At 63.8% G+C, this 17,878-nt stretch carries 16 protein-coding genes, 1 tRNA gene and 1 pseudogene; 8 read left to right on the top strand and 10 right to left on the bottom strand.

Going from position 1 to position 17,878, the window contains the following annotated elements; genetic code table 11:
- The first annotated feature begins 1 nt into the window (after position 1).
- The 3 genes from NKH23_RS06085 (at position 2) to NKH23_RS06075 (ending at position 2,768) form a co-directional block, all read left to right on the top strand.
- The gene (locus tag NKH23_RS06085; RefSeq protein ID WP_352713474.1) at positions 2 to 901 is read left to right on the top strand and encodes a LysR family transcriptional regulator; all 900 of its coding nucleotides are present in this window, start codon (positions 2 to 4) and stop codon (positions 899 to 901) included.
- 86 nt (positions 902 to 987) lie between these two features.
- Positions 988 to 1,656 (top strand): DUF1007 family protein, encoded by a 669-nt coding sequence (locus NKH23_RS06080; protein WP_352713476.1) that lies wholly within the window; start codon positions 988 to 990, stop codon positions 1,654 to 1,656.
- 5 nt (positions 1,657 to 1,661) lie between these two features.
- Positions 1,662 to 2,768 carry a nickel/cobalt transporter gene (locus NKH23_RS06075; RefSeq protein ID WP_502908333.1) on the top strand — a complete coding sequence of 369 codons (1,107 nt, stop codon included), beginning with the start codon at positions 1,662 to 1,664 and terminating at the stop codon, positions 2,766 to 2,768.
- 25 nt (positions 2,769 to 2,793) lie between these two features.
- On the opposite strand, the gene denD is transcribed toward NKH23_RS06075, so the two are convergent.
- The 4 genes from denD to NKH23_RS06055 form a co-directional block, all read right to left on the bottom strand.
- Positions 2,794 to 3,771: a D-erythronate dehydrogenase gene (gene denD, locus NKH23_RS06070; RefSeq protein ID WP_352912616.1), complete on the bottom strand. Its 978-nt coding sequence runs from the start codon at positions 3,769 to 3,771 to the stop codon at positions 2,794 to 2,796.
- A gap of 1 nt (position 3,772) precedes the next feature.
- Positions 3,773 to 3,979: a hypothetical protein gene (locus NKH23_RS06065; protein ID WP_031211377.1), complete on the bottom strand. Its 207-nt coding sequence runs from the start codon at positions 3,977 to 3,979 to the stop codon at positions 3,773 to 3,775.
- Positions 3,980 to 4,041: 62 nt separating this feature from the next.
- Positions 4,042 to 5,025: a cation diffusion facilitator family transporter gene (locus NKH23_RS06060; RefSeq protein ID WP_353034354.1), complete on the bottom strand. Its 984-nt coding sequence runs from the start codon at positions 5,023 to 5,025 to the stop codon at positions 4,042 to 4,044.
- 14 nt (positions 5,026 to 5,039) lie between these two features.
- Positions 5,040 to 5,726: a GNAT family N-acetyltransferase gene (locus NKH23_RS06055; protein ID WP_352713485.1), complete on the bottom strand. Its 687-nt coding sequence runs from the start codon at positions 5,724 to 5,726 to the stop codon at positions 5,040 to 5,042.
- Positions 5,727 to 5,809: 83 nt separating this feature from the next.
- Here NKH23_RS06055 and NKH23_RS06050 point away from each other — a divergent pair, with 83 nt between their 5' ends.
- Positions 5,810 to 6,994: a pyridoxal phosphate-dependent aminotransferase gene (locus NKH23_RS06050; protein WP_352713487.1), complete on the top strand. Its 1,185-nt coding sequence runs from the start codon at positions 5,810 to 5,812 to the stop codon at positions 6,992 to 6,994.
- A gap of 30 nt (positions 6,995 to 7,024) precedes the next feature.
- Positions 7,025 to 7,393 (top strand): annotated as a pseudogene (locus tag NKH23_RS06045) (YciI family protein); the annotation flags it as partial.
- Between the two features lie 33 nt (positions 7,394 to 7,426).
- Here the strand turns inward: NKH23_RS06045 and NKH23_RS06040 are convergent.
- Together NKH23_RS06040 and NKH23_RS06035 are read right to left on the bottom strand one after the other, a co-directional pair.
- Entirely contained in the window at positions 7,427 to 8,182 is a 756-nt protein-coding gene (locus NKH23_RS06040) for an SDR family oxidoreductase (RefSeq protein WP_352912618.1), read from the bottom strand.
- 223 nt (positions 8,183 to 8,405) lie between these two features.
- Positions 8,406 to 9,152, bottom strand: coding sequence for a tellurite resistance TerB family protein (locus NKH23_RS06035; RefSeq protein WP_352488764.1), 747 nt, complete (start codon positions 9,150 to 9,152; stop codon positions 8,406 to 8,408).
- A 278-nt stretch (positions 9,153 to 9,430) separates the two neighbouring features.
- On the opposite strand from NKH23_RS06035, the gene NKH23_RS06030 reads away from it, so the two are divergent.
- Positions 9,431 to 9,790, top strand: coding sequence for a YybH family protein (locus NKH23_RS06030; protein ID WP_352912619.1), 360 nt, complete (start codon positions 9,431 to 9,433; stop codon positions 9,788 to 9,790).
- Between the two features lie 2 nt (positions 9,791 to 9,792).
- Here the strand turns inward: NKH23_RS06030 and trhO are convergent, their stop codons facing one another.
- Positions 9,793 to 10,713: an oxygen-dependent tRNA uridine(34) hydroxylase TrhO gene (gene trhO / locus NKH23_RS06025; RefSeq protein ID WP_502908332.1), complete on the bottom strand. Its 921-nt coding sequence runs from the start codon at positions 10,711 to 10,713 to the stop codon at positions 9,793 to 9,795.
- A 169-nt stretch (positions 10,714 to 10,882) separates the two neighbouring features.
- Here trhO and NKH23_RS06020 point away from each other — a divergent pair, with 169 nt between their 5' ends.
- The gene (locus NKH23_RS06020) at positions 10,883 to 11,521 is read left to right on the top strand and encodes a 2-dehydro-3-deoxy-phosphogluconate aldolase (protein ID WP_352912620.1); all 639 of its coding nucleotides are present in this window, start codon (positions 10,883 to 10,885) and stop codon (positions 11,519 to 11,521) included.
- Positions 11,522 to 11,579: 58 nt separating this feature from the next.
- Here NKH23_RS06020 and NKH23_RS06015 read toward each other — a convergent pair.
- The 3 genes from NKH23_RS06015 to NKH23_RS06005 all read right to left on the bottom strand — a co-directional run bounded on the left by NKH23_RS06015 (position 11,580) and on the right by NKH23_RS06005 (position 15,529).
- Positions 11,580 to 11,653, bottom strand: a tRNA-Gln gene (locus NKH23_RS06015).
- 84 nt (positions 11,654 to 11,737) lie between these two features.
- On the bottom strand, positions 11,738 to 13,591 hold the full coding sequence (locus tag NKH23_RS06010) for a peptidoglycan L,D-endopeptidase MepK (RefSeq protein WP_352713501.1): 1,854 nt from the start codon (positions 13,589 to 13,591) through the stop codon (positions 11,738 to 11,740).
- Between the two features lie 360 nt (positions 13,592 to 13,951).
- Positions 13,952 to 15,529, bottom strand: coding sequence for a sigma-54-dependent transcriptional regulator (locus tag NKH23_RS06005; protein ID WP_353034351.1), 1,578 nt, complete (start codon positions 15,527 to 15,529; stop codon positions 13,952 to 13,954).
- A 153-nt stretch (positions 15,530 to 15,682) separates the two neighbouring features.
- Between NKH23_RS06005 and NKH23_RS06000 the strand changes: the two genes are divergently transcribed.
- Entirely contained in the window at positions 15,683 to 17,518 is a 1,836-nt protein-coding gene (locus NKH23_RS06000; RefSeq protein WP_352912622.1) for a M3 family oligoendopeptidase, read from the top strand.
- Positions 17,519 to 17,878 lie beyond the last annotated feature (360 nt).

Genomic DNA, 17,878 nt, shown 5'->3' with positions numbered 1-17,878 from the left:
CATGGATACGCTGACCCGCATGCGCGCCTTCATCGACGTGGTCGAGGCCGAAGGCTTTTCGGCGGCGGCGCGCAAGATCGGCCGCTCGAAGGCGCTATTGTCGAAATATGTGCGCGAGTTGGAGGACGAGCTCGGCGCGCTGCTGCTCAATCGGACGACCAGGCAGTTCTCCCTGACCGAGGCCGGCCACACCTATTACCGGCGCGCCTCGGAGATCGTGCGCGAGGTCGACAGCCTGGCCGATGCCGTGCGTGAATCCTCCGGCGACGTGCGCGGCAGGATCAAGCTGTCGGCGCCACGTACCTTTGCCGACGCGCCGATCGGCCAGTCGCTGATCGACTTCGCCAAGCAGCACCCCGATATCGTCCTCGACATCCATCTCGACGACCGTTTCGTCGATCTGGTCGAGGAGGGTTTCGATCTGGCGGTGCGCATTTCGCGGCTGGAAAATTCCTCGCTGATCGCCAGGCGTCTGGCGCCATTTTCGGTACGGCTTTGCGCGTCTCCCGAACTGATCGCCAAGCACGGCATGCCGGTCAGGGCGCAAGACCTTGCCCGCGTGCCTTGCATCATCGACACCAATGGCCGCTGGCTCACCAACTGGCCGTTCAAGGGCGACAGCGGCGATACGGTGAGCGTTTCGGTTTCCGGCCCGATCGAGGTCAACAGCCCGATGGCGGCAAGGGCCGCTGCCGTGGCTGGATTGGGATTTTCCATCCTGCCGGATTTCATCGCCGCGCCCGACATTGAAAACGGCAGGCTGGTGACTGCGCTGGATGACCGCATCCTGCCCGGCGGCGGCATCTTCGCCGTCTATCCGCACCGGCGCTATCTGCCTGCAAAGGTTCGCGTTTTCGTCGACTTCCTGGTGCAGTGGTTCAAGACGCTGGACAACGCATGAGCTTTCAGCCGCGTTGCGGTCCCATTTTCGCCCGCTTTCTGGTAACTGTCGGCAATTCACCGAAGCCGATTGAATCGCGACCGAGAATGCACCTGAAACAGCAAGCAATGATGCTGGCTTCGGCCTTGACCGCGACGTTTGCCGCCGTCGGACCGGCTGAGGTGCATCCCCACGTCTTTGCCGAGGCCCGCCTCGAAGTGGTCCTTAGCCCGGATCACCAAACTGTGAAGGCATTGCGCCATGTCTGGCGCTTCGACGATTTGTTTTCGAGCACAGTGATGATGGAGTTCGACAAGAATTCCGACCTGAAACTCGACGACAAGGAGTTGAAGGATGTTGCCGACACCGTCCATGCCTCGCTTGCCGAATTCAACTATTTCCAGCTCGTCACCGTCGACGGCAAGGACGTGGCAATGACCCCGCCGCCGCATTTGATGGCCAATTTCGACAATGACCAGTTGATCATCCTGTTTGAATCCGAACCGAAGGTGCCGATCAAACTGAGCGGCAAGATAGATATCGGCGTCTACGACCCGACCTTCTACACCGCCATCGATTTCACCGAGGATGCCCATCTGCAGGTCGATGGATTGCCGCCGACCTGCACCAGCAAGGTTGTCCGCCCGAATCCGGATGAGGCGATCGCCCAGAACCAGAAGACCCTGACCGACGCGTTCTTCAACGATCCGACAGGCACCGACATGAGCAAGATCTTTGCCACCAAGCTTGAACTGACCTGTCAGCCGGAAGGATAGATCCAGTGACCAAACCGTCCCTGCGTTTGGCATTCGGTCTTCTGGCCGTCGCCTTTGTGATGACGCACTTTCTCGGCTCCGCCCACGCCCAGAGCTCACTCGGCATCGGCACCAATGACGGCATGGCTCCAACCGCCACCGGCCCGTTCGCCCACATCCTGATGTGGATCAATCTGCGCCAGCAGGAATTCTATCATGCGCTTGCCGGCGCGATGAAGGCGATGCGCCAGGACGGCAGCAAGTTGTGGCTGCTCATCGGCCTGTCCTTTGCCTATGGCATTTTCCACGCCGCCGGCCCCGGTCACGGCAAGGCGGTGATCTCGTCCTACATGGTGGCCAATGAAGTGGCGCTCCGGCGCGGTATCATGTTGTCCTTCGTCTCGGCCCTGCTGCAGGCGCTGACCGCGATCGTGGTGATGCTGGTGGCCTATTTCGTGCTGCGCGGCACTTCTGTCTCGATGACCGACGCGGCATGGTTCCTCGAAATCATGAGCTATGTCTTCGTCACTCTGTTCGGCGCCTGGCTGCTGTGGCGCAAGGCCGGCCCGGCAATCCTTCGCCTGTTCGGGGCAAATCCCGGCTACAGCCTCTCGGCTGCCCACGCCGGCCATTCACATGCCGGCCATTCACATTCCGCGCATGCCCATGCGGCACATTCCCATGCGCTTCATGCCCACGACCACCACCACGCCCATGCCGCACACGGTCACCACAGCCATGCCGCGGGCGAGGTCTGCGAGACCTGCGGGCATTCGCACGCGCCCGACCCGGCGCTGCTTTCCGGCGATCGCTTCGATTGGCGCACGGCCTGGTCGGCGGTGGCTGCCGTCGGTATCCGCCCCTGTTCCGGCGCACTGATCGTGCTGAGCTTCGCCTTGCTGAATGGGCTGTGGTTCGGCGGCATCCTGTCGGTGCTGGCCATGGCGCTCGGCACCGCAATCACCGTCTCGGCCCTGGCGACGCTTGCGGTGACCGCCAAGAACTGGGCGGTGTATTTCGCCGGCGACGGCCGCATGGGCAACCGCATCCACTCCTTCGTCGAGATTGGCGGCGCCGCCTTCGTCTTCCTGTTCGGCCTGCTGCTGCTTTCGGCCAGCCTGACTGGCGCCTGACCTCGTTGCGTCCGATCAGGGCGCGTTAACTAGGGATCTTGCCACCCAACTCATCCTCGATATGGACGCGGATGATGTCGTCGAAGCTCGTTTCAGCGGCAAAGCCAAGCTCCCTCGAGCGCCGCGCCTCGAAGCGTGTCGGCCAGCCCTTGACGATCGCCCAGATCGTCTCGTCGGGCGCCTCGCGGATCGGTTTCACCGCCTTGGCGCCGGCGACGCGTTCCAGCGCTTCGATCTGCTCGCCGACACTGACGGCGACGCCCGGCATCGTCAGGTTGCGGCGCGGGCCGACGGCGGCACCGTCGATCTGAGCCGCATGGATCAGGAAATTCACCGCCGAACGCGGGCTGGCGTGTGTGTGGACGACCGAGCGCGGCACCGGCAGGATGGCTTCATGGCCGCTCAGCGGTTCGCGGATGATGCCGGAGAAGAACCCTGAGGCCGCCTTGTTCGGCTTTCCCGGCCTGACGCAGATGGTCGGCAGCCTGATGCCGATGCCGTCGAAGAAACCGCGGCGCGTATAGTCGGCAAGCAGCGCCTCGCCGATCAGCTTCTGCGTGCCGTATGAGGTCAAGGGCGTCGGGTGGAACTCGTCCGGAATGATGTCGGGAAACGGTGCTCCGAACACGGCGATCGACGAGGTGAAGACGACGCGTGGCGTATAGGCGGCTAAGCGGATGGCATCGAACAGCGCCCTTGTGCCGTCGAGATTGACGCGGTAGCCGAGATCGAAATTGGCCTCCGCCTCACCCGACACCACGCCGGCGAGATGGAAGATCACGTCAGGGCGCGGCGCGACCAGATTTGCCGTCGCCCCGGGCGCTGCGAGGTCGCTGGTGTGGACGCTGATGCTGACGCCTTCGAGGACCGGCGCCTGCGGCGGCACGATGTCGTGAAGGTCGAGCGCGGCGATCTTGCGGCCGCCGAGCGTCCCGTCCTTGGCCAGCCTGGCGATGAGCTTGCGGCCGACCATGCCTGCCGCGCCGGTAATCAGAATGCGCATGTCACTTTCCCTTTTTGCGCTGGCTGCGGCTACGCAGCCAGAACACGACGAAGATTGCCACCATGAAGATCGCGGCGACGACGCCGGCAAGCACCGTCGAGACCTTGCCGACAGCCAGCATCACGGTTGGAAGATAATAAGCAGCGATGCCGAACAGCAGCAAAATCCAGGCGGCGCCGATCGCCGCATTGCGGGTGTCGCGGTCCATTATGCGGCCCGAGAGTAGCGGGAGTTCATGTCGATCGTTGCCAATGCCCAGAACTCCCGAAGTCAGTGATAGTGGCGACGGTGTTGTGCCGTATCATGCGCATGCTCGTGCTCGTCATCATGCTCATGGCTATCGGCACATTGGCCGAATTCCGGTTCGACCGTGGCATGGGCTATGCCATGTTCCGCCGCAAGCCGCTTCTTGATCGCGCTGACCGCCATATGCGCATCGACGCCGTCATTGAGGCAGGCATGCAATGTCGCCATGTTGCTGGAGCCGTCGAGCGACCAGACATGCATGTGATGCACCTCGCGCACGCCCTTGACCGAGCCTTCGATGTCCCTCGCGATCAGGTCGCGGTCGAGGCTCGCAGGCACGCCCTCGAGCAGGACGTGGGCAGCCTCGCGCATCAGCGACCAGGCCGTGGACAGGATCAGCAGCGAGACCAGGATCGACAGAATCGGATCGATGGGCGTCCAGCCCGTCGCCAGGATCACCAGCGCCGCGACGATCGCCGCCGCCGAGCCGAGCAGGTCGCCGAGTACGTGCAGCATGGCACCGCGCATGTTCAGGCTGCCGCGGTCGCCGCCATGCAGCACGTAGAACGAGCCGAGATTGACCAGCAGGCCGGCGATCGCCACGACCAGCATCGGCCCGCCGAGCACCGGAACCGGCGCTTGCAAGCGGCCCCAAGCCTCGTAGACGATCCACAGCGCGATTGCGAAGATGGCGATGCCGTTGGTGTAGGCGACCAGCGTCTTGACCCGGCCGAAGCCGTAGGTGAGGCGCACGGTCGCCGGCCGGCTCGCAAGATGAAAGGCATACCAGGCAAGGCCGAGCGCGACGCAATCGGCAAGCATATGGCCGGCCTCCGCCAGCAGCGCCAGTGAGCCGGTGAAGATGGCGCCCAGCGTCTCCGCAACCATGAAGCCGGCGGTCAGGCAAGCAGCGATCAGCACGCGCTTCTTGTCGGTCGAGCCGTGCACATGACCTGCGCCATGGCTGTCGTCATGCCCTTGCGAAGCGTGGTTGTGGATATGCGCCATTCTATGAGCCCTTGCTAGGCGCCGAACTCGGCGCGAATATCCTCGAGCCGCCGCCTCTGCTGGCCATCGCCGTCGAAATTGGCCGGATCGAGCCACGCCTCATAGGCTCTGCGCAGATCAGGCCACTCCTTGTCGATGATCGAATACCACGCGGTATCGCGGTTTTCGCCCTTGACCACAAGATGTTGACGGAAAATGCCCTCGAACTTGAAGCCGAAACGTTCCGCCGCGCGCTTCGACGGCTCGTTGCGATTGTTGCATTTCCATTCGTAACGGCGGTAGCCAAGCTCGTCGAAGACGTACTTCATGAACAGGAACTGCGCTTCCGTCGCCGCCGGCTTTCGCGAGATCAGCGGGCCCCAATAGATGTTGCCGATCTCGATGACGCCGTAGGTGGCGTCGATGCGCATCAGCGTCTGGCGCCCGGCGACCTTGCCGCTGGCCTTGTCAATGACGGTAAAGAACAGCGGGTCCTCGCTGGCTTCGACCTTGTCCAGCCACGGCTGGAAATCGGCGCGGGTCTGGGGCGGGTAGTCGAACAGCCAGGCGAAGCGATCGCCGGCATCGGCCACCGACGAGGCCTCGAACAGGCCGTCGCCGTGCTTTTCGGCGTTGAGCGGCTCCAGCCTGACAGTGCGCCCTTCCAGCACCTTGCGTCCAGGCCGCGGGCGCGGTTGCCAATTCTCGAGATTTTCCGACACCGAAAACTCCAATCCGTTTGACTTTTGCGGGCGGACGCTCACAAAAACGCACGCTCGCTGAAAGAACCACACGGACGGGAAAAATGCTCCACACGATTTCGGCCTTCGACCGCCTCGGCGAGGAAAATGCGTTCGCGGTGCTGGCGCGTGCCACTGCACTTGCCCATCAGGGCCGCGACATCGTCAATCTCGGCATCGGCCAGCCCGACTTCAAGACGCCGCAGCATATCGTCGAGGCCGCGATCAAGGCGCTACGCGACGGCCATCACGGCTATACGCCGGCCAACGGCCTGCTGGCGACGCGCGAAGCGGTGGTACGCCGCACGCTGGCCACTACCGGCGTCGAAGTCTCGCCCGAAGCGGTGATGATCCTGCCCGGCGGCAAGCCGACCATGTTCGCGGCCATCCTGATGTTCGGCGAGCCGGGTGCTGAAATTCTCTATCCCGATCCCGGCTTTCCGATCTACCGCTCGATGATCGAGTTCACTGGCGCTGCCCCCATCCCGGTGCCGATGCGCGAGGAGAACGGCTTTGCCTTTTCGGCTGCGGAGACCTTGGCGCTGATCACCCCGAGGACCAGGCTGCTGATCCTCAACTCGCCCGCCAATCCGACCGGCGGCGTCACGCCGCGAACCGAGATCGAGAAGCTGGTCAAAGGGCTGGAAGCGCACCCGGACGTGGCCATCCTCTCCGACGAGATCTACGACGTGATGACCTATGACGGCGAGACACATTGTTCGCTGCTCGCCTTCCCCGAGATCCGTGACCGGCTGATCGTCCTCAACGGCTGGTCGAAGACCTGGGCGATGACCGGCTGGCGCATGGGCTGGTCGATCTGGCCGAACGGCGACAAGGGCGCGCATCTCTACGACAAGGTGCGCAAGCTGGCGGTCAATTGCTGGTCCTGCGTCAACGCGCCGAGCCAGTATGCCGGCATAGCCGCCATCGACGGCCCGCAGGACGACGTCGACAGGATGATGCGCGCCTTCGACCGCCGCAGGAAGGTCGTGGTCGAGGGGTTGAATGCCTTGCCCGGCGTTTCCTGCATCACGCCGAAAGGTGCTTTCTATGCCTTCCCCAATGTTTCAAAAACCGGCTGGAAGGCCAAGAAGCTCGCCTCGGCGCTGCTCGAGGATGCCGGCGTGGCGCTAATCGGCGGCCCCGATTTCGGCATTCTCGGCGAAGGCTATGTCAGGCTGTCCTACGCCAATTCCGAGGAGAACATCCTGCGCGCGCTGGAGCGGATCGAGGCGTTCCTGGCGAAGTGAGGACGCACGACCGACGCAAGGAGACGCCAGATGTTCTATGCCATTCTTGCCTATCACGAGGAAGAAGCGATTACGGCGCTGACGCCGGAGCAGGATGCGGCGCTGATGACCGATCTTCTCCAGATCAACGATCGGCTGTACCGGCAAGGCACCCTTGGGCCGGCGGCGCGGCTCGGCGCGACACAAGACGCCTGTACCTTGCGCGGGCCAGGCACCGGAATGGTTGTCGACGGACCCTTCGCCGAGACCAAGGAACAATTGCTGGGGCTCTATGTCGTCGACTGCGCCAACCGTGACGCCGCTGTCGACATTGCGCGCGACCTTCGCCGCGTCAATCCGACCGCGGTCTACGAAATCCGTCCGATTTCGCTCTATCTTCCGGCGTGCCGCTTCCGGTCACGCGACCCTGATTTAGGACCGGGTGAGACTAATTTAGCCTCGCCCGACAAACGGCATCTTGGTCGCCATCACGGTCATGAACAGCACGTTGGCGTCGAGCGGCAGGCTGGCCATATGGAGGACGGCGTCGGCGACGCGCTCGACATCCATCACCGCTTCGGCGGCAATGGTGCCGTTGGCTTGCGGCACGCCGACCGTCATCGCTTGCGCCATGTCGGTCAGTGCGTTGCCGATGTCGATCTGACCGCAAGCAATGTCGAAGGGCCTGCCGTCCAGCGCCAGCGTCTTGGTCAGTCCGATGATGGCGTGCTTGGTCGCCGTATAGGGCACCGAGCCCGGCCGTGGCGCATAGGCCGATACCGAGCCGTTGTTGATGATGCGGCCGCCCATCGGCTGCTGCCTGCGCATGGCGCCGAAGGCGGCGCGAGCACACAGAAACGAGCCGGTGAGATTGACCCCGACGATGTCGTTCCACACCTCGACCGGGATATCGTCGATCAATGTCGATTTGTAGCTCGTGCCGGCATTGTTGAAGAGCAGGTCGACGCGCCCGAAAGCCGCAGCCACCGTCTCGAACAGATCGTCGACCTGATCGGCCTTGCTGATGTCGCAGGCGAAGGCCAATGCCTTGGCCTGCGTCGGCCCGGCGGCGGCAATCGCCTCCTCCAGCACCGGCTTGCGGCGGCCGCAGAAGACCGTGTTCCAGCCGGTCTTGAGCAGCGCCGTGGCGACGCTCTTGCCGATGCCCGTGCCGGCGCCGGTGACGATGGCGGTTTTATAGTCGGTCATGGCTGTACTCCCTGAAAGGGATGAGCCATCGCAAATGACGGGAACCATGGCAAGCCGGCCCAAAGCCTGTGCTCACAAAAAGGGCGGCCATTGGCGACCGCCCCTGATCCGAACCGGGCTTGGGAGGAGGAAAGCCGATCCGACTGCCTGAATCATGCGCTCACCGGATTAACGAGAAGCTAACGCCAATGGCGCACCGGGTCTCCGCCGCCCAACCTTCAAGCTACCAGCGCGAGCCTGCGACCGGCTTGGCCGTGCTGCCCGCTGCCGGCACCTTCGCCGCCGTCACCGTCGCCTCGACATGATCGACCAGCGCGTCCGGCAGGCCGAGACGGCCGGCAAGCAGGTCGAGATAGCCGCGTTCGGCCCGCGTGTCCGGATCGATGGCAAGACGCGAGGCGGTGTAGAGTTCCAGCTTTTGCGCATCGGTCTTGGCGCCGGCGATCAGCACATCCAGATCGAGCGGTGCCTCCAGTTCCGACATCAGGAATTTCTCCGCTTCGGCGCCGACGCCGGCGAGGCTGAGCTTGCCGGCGATCTTCTGCCGCTCTTCGTCATCGACGTGGCCGTCGGCCTTCGCCGCCGAGATCATCGCCCTGACCAGCGTCAGCGTGAATTCGTCTTCGCCCTGCGGCGCTTGCGACGGATGGAAGGCGGTATCAGCCGGCGGCGGCAGCAATTCCGGTTCGCCGGCAGCTTGTGTCTCGGCTGGCGCGTTGCCGTTCTTGTAGTTCTGGTAGGCCTTGTAGGCGAGGCCGCCGATCGCAGCCAACCCACCAAGCTTCACCGCCGCACCGGTAACCTGACGGCCCGGGCCGGTTCCGAGCAGCACCGCGGCCAGCGCACCGGCGGCAAGCGGATTGTCCTTGGCCATCTGCACCGCCTGCCCGGCCTTGTCGCGGACAGTCGATCCGGTACCGGGAACCTGCGAGCCGAGCAGATCGTCGAGGAGCTTCTTGGGATCGAACATCTATGCCTCCAGAATTGGCCCGGCCGAAGGTGCGCGGGCAGGTTTGCACGTCGAAGACCTAGGTCCCGCAGTTTGACATTACAATGACGGCGTACATCCTTTTGCCCGCTGCCACGCATGACCTCGCACCGGCATCTGCTGGGATTTCACGCGGAAATCACAGTGCTGCAGCCTCCTTCCGCGCCCAAAAAAACACGCGGCGCTCTGGACATTGGACGTGTCGAAACCGCCCCCGACTTCGACTAATGTCGCGGCATGTCGCTTGAGAGGAGCCTGGCATGACCGATGAGACAGACCGCCAGCCGGCACGCGATCCCCAGGAGCTGGAGCGCCTGCTGATTTCGCGGCAGTGGGTCGGAGACATTGACGGCATGGCGGCGCTTTTTGAGCCGCATGCAGTCATCGACAGCGGTGGCGAACAACTAACGTTCGGCCGCGAAGCCATCCGAACGCTGTTCGCGGAGATCACCGCAACCGGCCGAAAATTTCAATCCGGAGATCAGCGTCCGGCTGTCATCAGTGGCGACCTGGCGCTCACCTCGACCCGGCTTCCCGACGGCACGATCACTACCGAGGTCGCGCGCCGGCGGAACGACGGGACATGGCTGTGGGTCATCGATCGCTTCTCTGTTGCTTGAAGCTAACTTCCGATGTGGCGGTCGCCGCGTGCTTGCGCCAGCTCGACCTGGCGCTGGCGCTCGGCATAACGGGAGCGATCTTCGTCCGAGCGGGCATCGAAGCAATGCGGGCATGAAACGCCGGTGGCATATTTCGGCGACAGCCGGTCTTCTGCCGCCAGCGGATGCCGGCAGGCGCGGCAGAGTTCGGCCTCGCCTTCGAGCAGCCCGTGCGACACCGAAACGCGCTCGTCGAAGACGAAGCATTCGCCTTGCCAGAGGCTCTGTTCGGCGGGCACGTCCTCGAGATATTTCAGAATGCCGCCCTTGAGGTGGAACACATCCTCGAAGCCGAGCGACTTCACGTAGGCCGTCGCCTTCTCGCAGCGTATGCCGCCGGTGCAGAACATGGCGACCTTGCGCCCCTCGAGCTCATGCCGATGCTGCTCGACCCAGGCCGGGAATTCGCGGAAGCTGGTGGTGGTGGGATCGACAGCGCCCTTGAAGGTGCCGAGCGACACCTCGTAGGCGTTACGCGTGTCGATGACGATGGTGCCTGTATCCGAGATCAGTGCGTTCCAGTCAGCTGGCGCAACATAGGTGCCTGCACCTGCCGCCGGATCGATATTCTCCACGCCCATGGTGACGATCTCGCGCTTCAACCGCACCTTCATGCGGTGGAACGGCATCGTTGCGGCGTTGCTGTATTTGATCTCGAGGCCGGCGAGACCGTCGATGGATTCGAGATGATCGATGAGCGCGGCGATTGCCGATTCACTGCCGGCGACCGTGCCGTTGATGCCCTCACGCGCCAACAGCAGCGTGCCTTTGATGCCGCGTGCGCAGCAGAAGGCGGCGAGCGGCGCTCGCAGCACCTCGAAGGTGTCGAGCCGGGCGAAGCGGTAAAGCGCGGCAACGCGGAAGGCTTGGCTGGGCAGTGTCATCACCAAGCCACTAAACGCTCACGACAGCCGGATCAAGGCAGAGCCGGGAGCGGTCTTACCGCGGGTGCGTTTCGACACCACGCGTGACATCGCGACACGCCGCGTTTCGTGGACAGAAAAACCGCCTTCTGCTAACCGGTCGACTTGATCAACAGAGGAGAGACGACGAATGCCCAGCACGACCGAAAAGCTCCTGTCGCTCCTCAACGGCCAGCCGGTCATACCGGTGCTGAAGATCGCCAATCCCGCCGACGCGGTGCCGCTGGCCCGGGCGCTGGCCCGCGGCGGCCTGGCGGCGATCGAAATCACGCTGCGCACCGCCGACGCTCTGGAGGCGATCCGCCGGGTGGCGGGCGAGGTCGAAGACGCCGTCGTCGGCGCCGGCACCATCCTGGACGCCCGCCAGTTCGGCGAGGCGGCGGCCGCCGGTTCGAAGTTCATCGTCAGCCCAGGCATCACCCGCGAGCTTCTCGCGGCAGCCAGGGACAGCGACGTGCCGTTGCTGCCCGGCGCCATCACGCCGGGAGAGGTCATGGCCGCGCGCGAAGCCGGCCTGCGCTTTCTGAAATTCTTCCCGGCCGAACAGTCGGGCGGCATCGGCTCGCTCAAGGCTTTCGCCTCGCCGCTTGCCGACGTGAAATTCTGCCCGACCGGCGGTATCACCGGCAAGAATGCCGCCGACTACCTCAGCCTGCCCAACGTCATCTGCGTCGGCGGTTCCTGGGTGGCGCCGGACGATCTGGTCAAGGCCGGCAAATGGGACGAGATCGAAGCCTTGGCGCGCGCCGCAAGCAAGCTCGGGCGCTAGCACCTTCTGTATGAAAAGCCGCTGCCGATCTGGCCTGCAGCCGATCTGGTTCGCCGGCTGGTTCCCGCTCATGGGCTCGAACCACGATTCACGCCTTCAAAGGGCGCTGTCCTACCATTAGACGAAGCGGGAGAATGCTGACCAGTGGTTAGCATCCCGGGACGAAGGAAGCCAGTGCCGGCGGTGGAGGCAGCCGCGCGGGATGCCCAGCGCGGCCTACTCTGTCTTGAAGCGGGCTACCGACATGAACTTGACGGCCTTGCCGGTGAAGCGGTTGGCGTCGGCCATTTCGTTGCCCGGCTGGAAGCCCACGGTATAGACCTCGCTCGGTGCCGTACGGACGAAGTCGTAGGCGTAGCGCGGCGCCGTTGTCGCATCTGAAACGGTTGCGACATACTCACCGCTGTGCAGCGCCCAGCGGGCAGCCTGCGGCGCGGCGGCGACCACCACCGGCTTGGGGCCGGGTTTCAGGTCGCGGGCAGTGGCCCTGGGCTCCTTGCGTGTGGTCTTCACGCCCGCACCGATGACGGCCGCCGGATCGGAGCCGGCCGGGCGGGCAACGATGGCCTCGCGCGGCGATGCCCCGTCGCTCGATGCCCCGTCGTCGTTCGCCGGTTCCTCGAACACCGATGCTTGCTCGGAAAGCGACGCGACCTTGTATTCGTCGGTCGCGCTGACCCGTTCCAGAACGGCCTTGACCTCGTCGGGCTGGGAGCTGTCTGGCCGCGCCGACGGCAATACCGAGAATGCGTCGGTGGCGGTGTTGCTCCGCTCGGCCGCACTCGCCAGCGCCAGCAACACTTGCTTGTCCTGCGGTGCAAGACCCGCCTGCGAAAGATCGGCCGGCAGCGAATGATCGGGCCGCCAGCTCGGCACGGGAATGGTGTTGGCCGCGACCTGCACCGGGCCGGCCGCAGCAGACGGGTCTGCCATGCCGAACGGAACGTTTTCAGGCGCCATGCTTGCCGGCGCTTGCGCGGTCGCCACCGCCTGTTCGGTCGATCCAGCCGCATCCGCCACGCCGAACGGAACGTTTTCAGGCGGCTGGGCGCCGACTTCGGTCTTCGGACGCGGAGCAAAATCCGGCAGCGGAATGCTGCGCGCCGGCAATGCCGCGATGATCGTCTCCGGCGTGTCGTTCTCCGGTTCAGGCGCAGGCGCCGGAGCATCGGCGGCTTCCGGAATCTCGGCGCGCTTGGCGTCCTGAGGCGCCACGATGGCAATGCCAGGCAGGTTGCTGCTCTTGGCGGACGGCGCCGGCTTCACGTTACGGGGCTTTGGCGCTGGCTCGGCCATCGCCACATCGGCGCTGTCGTCCGCCTCGTCGTCGCCGCCGCCGAAGAAGGCTGCCAGGAAGCCGCGGGATTTTTTGCCACCGCCGCTTGCGCTGGCCAGTTCGATGGCCGGCGCGCCGGCGCCCTTGCGGGCCTTGTAGGAGGCGAGCGCCTGTTGATAACCAGGCAGCGGCTTGCCGTCGCTCGGTACATGCAGCGTCTTGCCGTTGGGGAACACGCGCGCCAGTTCCTGGCGGCTGATGCCGGGCCAGTGGCGCACGTTGCCGACATCCATATGCACGAAGGGCGAGCCGGAGCTGGGATAGTAGCCGACGCCGCCGCCCTGCATCCTGAGGCCAATGTCACGCAGCTTCTTCAATGGGACGCCAGGAACGTAGAAATCCATCGCCCTGCCGAGCATGTGCTGGCTCTTCTCGGCGACGCCCCTGCTGCGGCTGCGCAGCATCGAATTCGTCGACGGCGAACGATAACCGCACACGACCTGGATATAATCGGTGGCGCCGCTCTCCCGATACGCTTCCCAGACCAGGTCCAGCAGGCGCGGATCCATCTTGGTCGGCTCGTTGCGACGCCAGTCGCGCAGGATGATGTTGATCTTTCGCAATCCCGCCTGGTCGTAGCGGCCATTGCGCTTGTAGACGATCTCCGCCTTTTCATGCGTGTGGAGATGATAGAGTTTCAGCGAGCGTGTCTCGGCGCTGGCGCCGGTTGCCGCCGCTGCAAGGAACCCGACGGCAACAATCACCGCTGCCAGCCATCTCGGCCAGACGCTCATGTGATAATGCCGCCCGTTTTTGTGTCGTTCGATTCTGTTCAAATCAAAAGGCCTTGCAGGCTGCCGTTTTGTCCCCGGATTTGACCAAACGGATGCGTGGTGTGTGCATCCGAATATCGATCCTAATGGTTAATCATCGCTTATTGAAGCCGAAATGCGGTAACACGGTGGCGATATCCCGCCAAAAATATTGCGCAGGATATCTTGGTAAACCGCTGGTTTAGATCATGTTTTGGCGCTAGCTCGAAACACGATCTGTTACCGTCCGCCTTAATACGTGAACACTGCGGCGAATACCTCGTTTCGAGGCGTGCTTGCTTCGAATGGATGCCCGGATGAGAACCCGCTTGGCCCTGTGGCTCAGGAAGCGAGCCGTTCGACCCGGCCGGTTTCCGGGTCGATGCCGTATTCCTTGAGCTTGCGGTAGAGCGTCGACCGGCCGATGCCGAGGCGGCGGGCGACTTCGCTCATCTGGCCGTTGTAGTGGTCGATGGCGAGCTTGATCATTTCGAGCTCGACGTCGGCCAGCGCACGCACATTGCCGCGATCGTCGAGCGCCCGCAGCGTGCCGAAACGAGGCCTGGCCGGCGCATCGGGCTCGGCGGCTGCGATGCCGCCGGCGGCCGGTATGCTGTCGCGCGGCTGGCTGCCCGAAGCCAATCCGGAAGCTGGCCACCCTGGAGCTGCCCCCCCTGGAGCTGGCCCCCCTGAAGCTGGCAAGGCGATACCCGCATCGAGATTGACCGTGCCCTCGACCTGCGCCCGGATCTGCGGGAATTCTTCTTCGGTCAGCATGTCGCCGTCGGCGAGCACCGAAGCCCGGTAGACGGCGTTTTCGAGCTGCCTTATGTTGCCCGGCCAGTCGTAGGCCTGCAGCATGGCAAGCGCCGCAGCCGAGATGCCTCGCAGACGGTGGCGCGGATCGGTGGGCGCCACCTTCTCCATGAAGTGCTCGACCAGATAGGGGATGTCGTCGCGACGGTCGCGCAATGGCGGCACGAAGATCGGATAGACGTTCAGCCGATAGAACAGGTCCTCGCGGAACTTGCCGTCCTTGACCTGTTGCAGCAGGTTGCGATGGGTTGCCGAAATCAGCCTGATGTCGACCCTGACGGTCGAGCGCCCGCCAACCGGATCGACTTCGCCGTCCTGCACGGCGCGCAACAGCTTGACCTGCACGTCGAGCGGCAGGTCGCCGATTTCGTCAAGGAACAGCGTGCCGGTGTGCGCTTCGACGAACTTGCCGGTATGTTTTTCGGTGGCGCCGGTGAACGAGCCCTTCTCGTGTCCGAACAGGATCGATTCGACCAGATTGTCGGGGATGGCGCCGCAATTGACGGTGACGAAGGGTTTCGAGCGGCGGTCGCCGCTGCCCTGGATGGCGCGCGCCACCAGTTCCTTGCCGACGCCGGATTCACCTTCGATCAGGATCGGAATGTTGGAGGCCGCAGCCTTGCGGCCGAGCCGGATCACCCGATCCATCGCTGGACTGTGGGTGATCATGTCCTTGAACGTCAGATGGCCGCCGCGCTGCCGTGACGAGCGCTTCACTTCGCCTTCGAGCGCTTCGACCTTGAGGGCGTTGCCGATCGACGCCTGCAGCCTGTCGGGAGAGGCCGGCTTGACGACGAAGTCGAAGGCGCCGTGACGCATTGCCGAAACGACGGTTTCGATGCCGCCCTGCGCGGTCTGCACGATGACAGGAATGTGGATGCCGCGCTCGCGCATCGCCTTCAGCACGCCGATGCCGTCGAGGCCGGGCATCATCAGGTCGAGGATGACCACCGACACGTCGCGCGCATTGGGCCCGTCGACGAGATCGAGACCGGCCTCGCCGCCATCGGCGACGATCGCCGTGTGGCCGAATTTCGTCACCGCCGCCTCGAGCAGCCTGCGCTGCACGGGATCGTCATCGACTATGAGTATGGAAGCTGCCATGACTGATCCGACCGTGCCCCGCCCGAGAATGCGCCCTATGGATCATCTTGGCACAGGGTTCTAAATAAGCTTTCAAAAAACCCGGTGAATGAATTCCTTAGGATTTGACCGGCTTCTCGTTTCCTCGAATTTTTGTGTCTGGAAGGATCGGCAATGCGCATGGTTTTTGCTCGAAAGCTGGCGGCGGCGCCCGGTCAGGGCGTGGCGGAGCTTGGCGATCTTCCGGAATGGAATCTGGCCGATCTCTATTCGGGCATGGAAGCGCCCGAGTTGAAGCGCGACATCGCCAAGGCCGCCGCGGATGCCATCGCCTTTGAAAGCCGTTGGAAAGGCACGCTCGCCGCCGAGGCCGGGCGTGGAAGCGCCGGCAGGCTGGGCGAGGCGCTTCAGGCCTATGAAGCGCTGGAGGAGCTGATCGGCCGCATCGTCTCCTATGCGGGGCTTGTCTATGCCGGCAACACGTCGGATCCGCAGCGCGCCAAGCTCTATGGCGACATCCAGGAAAAGATGACCGATGCCAGCGCGCACCTGCTGTTTTTCGCGCTCGAGCTGAACCTCATCGACGATAGCGCGATCGAAACCGCACTCGCCGCCGATCCGGCCTTCGCCCATTACCGGCCCTGGGTGCTCGATCTGCGCAAGGACAAGCCCTATCAGCTCGAAGACCGCATCGAGCAGCTCTTCCATGAAAAATCGATCACCGGGCGCGGGGCCTGGAACCGCCTGTTCGACGAGACGATGACCGATTTGCGCTTCGACGTCGACGGCGAGGAGTTGACGCTGGAGCCGGCACTCAATCGCCTTCAGGATGCCGACGGCGAGGTGCGCCGCCGGGCATCCGAGGCGCTGGCCGCAACCTTTCGCAAGAATTTGCGCGTCTTTACGCTGGTCACCAACACGCTGGCCAAGGACAAGGAGATTTCTGACCGCTGGCGCGGCTTCGAGGACATTGCCGATTCCCGCCATCTCGCCAACCGCGTCGAACGCAGCGTGGTGGATGCACTCGCCGCCGCGGTTCGCGACGCCTATCCGCGCCTGTCGCATCGCTATTATGCGATGAAGGCGCGCTGGCTCGGCATGGAGGTGATGAACCACTGGGACCGCAATGCGCCCCTGCCGGAGACCCCGCAGGCGGTCATCGGCTGGGACGAGGCCAAGAACACCGTGCTTTCCGCCTACCAGCGCTTTTCGCCCGACATGGCGGAGATCGCCAGAACTTTCTTCGACCGCAACTGGATCGATGCACCGGTTAGACCCGGCAAGTCGCCTGGTGCCTTCGCGCATCCGACCGTGCCGTCGGCGCATCCCTATGTGCTGCTCAACTACATGGGCAAGCCGCGCGACGTGATGACGCTGGCGCACGAGCTCGGCCACGGCGTGCACCAAGTGCTGGCCGGCGGCCAGGGCGCCTTGATGGCGTCGACGCCGCTGACGCTGGCCGAAACCGCATCGGTGTTCGGCGAAATGCTGACCTTCCGCTCGCTGCTCGAGCGGACCACCGACAAGCGCGAACGCAAGGCCATGCTCGCCCAGAAGGTCGAGGACATGATCAACACGGTCGTGCGCCAGGTCGCCTTCTACGAGTTCGAGCGCAAGGTGCATGCCGAGCGCAAGAGCGGCGAATTGACCTCCGACAAGCTCGGCCAGTTCTGGCTTGAAGTGCAGGCGGAAAGCCTCGGGCCGGCGATCAAGCTGCGCGACGGGTACGAGGTTTTCTGGACCTATATCCCGCACTTCATCCACTCGCCTTTTTACGTCTATGCCTATGCATTCGGCGATTGCCTGGTGAACTCGCTCTACGCGGTCTACCAGAATGCCGAGCGCGGCTTTCAGGACAAATATTTTGCCATGCTGCGCGCCGGCGGCACCAAGCATCATTCCGAGCTTCTGGCGCCGTTCGGCCTCGACGCGGCCGACCCTGCCTTCTGGCAGATCGGGCTTGGCGTGATCAGCGGACTGATCGACGAGCTGGAAGCATTGGACAATTGATGCGCAACACTGGGTGATGCGCAACACCGGATGACCGGGTTTTCCAGAACAGTTTAGCTGCAATGCATATTGGCGATGGTTCTATTCTTGTCTTGGATATTTGTTCTTAAATAACTTTCCATGGAAGTTTTCCGTTAGATTCCCGTAAGCTGTATGATAGCGTCCGCCCTCAAGCTCAGCCGGGCACGTATGGATCCGGTCGGAAAATCCCGACCGGTCATGTCGCGTCGGCGGATGCGACAACGGTTGTTGGCCAGGGGCAAACCGGTCGCCGACAGCTCGATCGAAGCCGGCTGTTCTGCAGATTGCGGAACCACCATCGAATGGTCCTTCGCCGAGGTCATGGCCCCACAGGCCAGG

It is taken from the genome of Mesorhizobium sp. M1328 (assembly GCF_040318075.1).
Taxonomy (GTDB): domain Bacteria; phylum Pseudomonadota; class Alphaproteobacteria; order Rhizobiales; family Rhizobiaceae; genus Mesorhizobium.
This window is presented reverse-complemented; position numbering and strand designations above follow the sequence as displayed.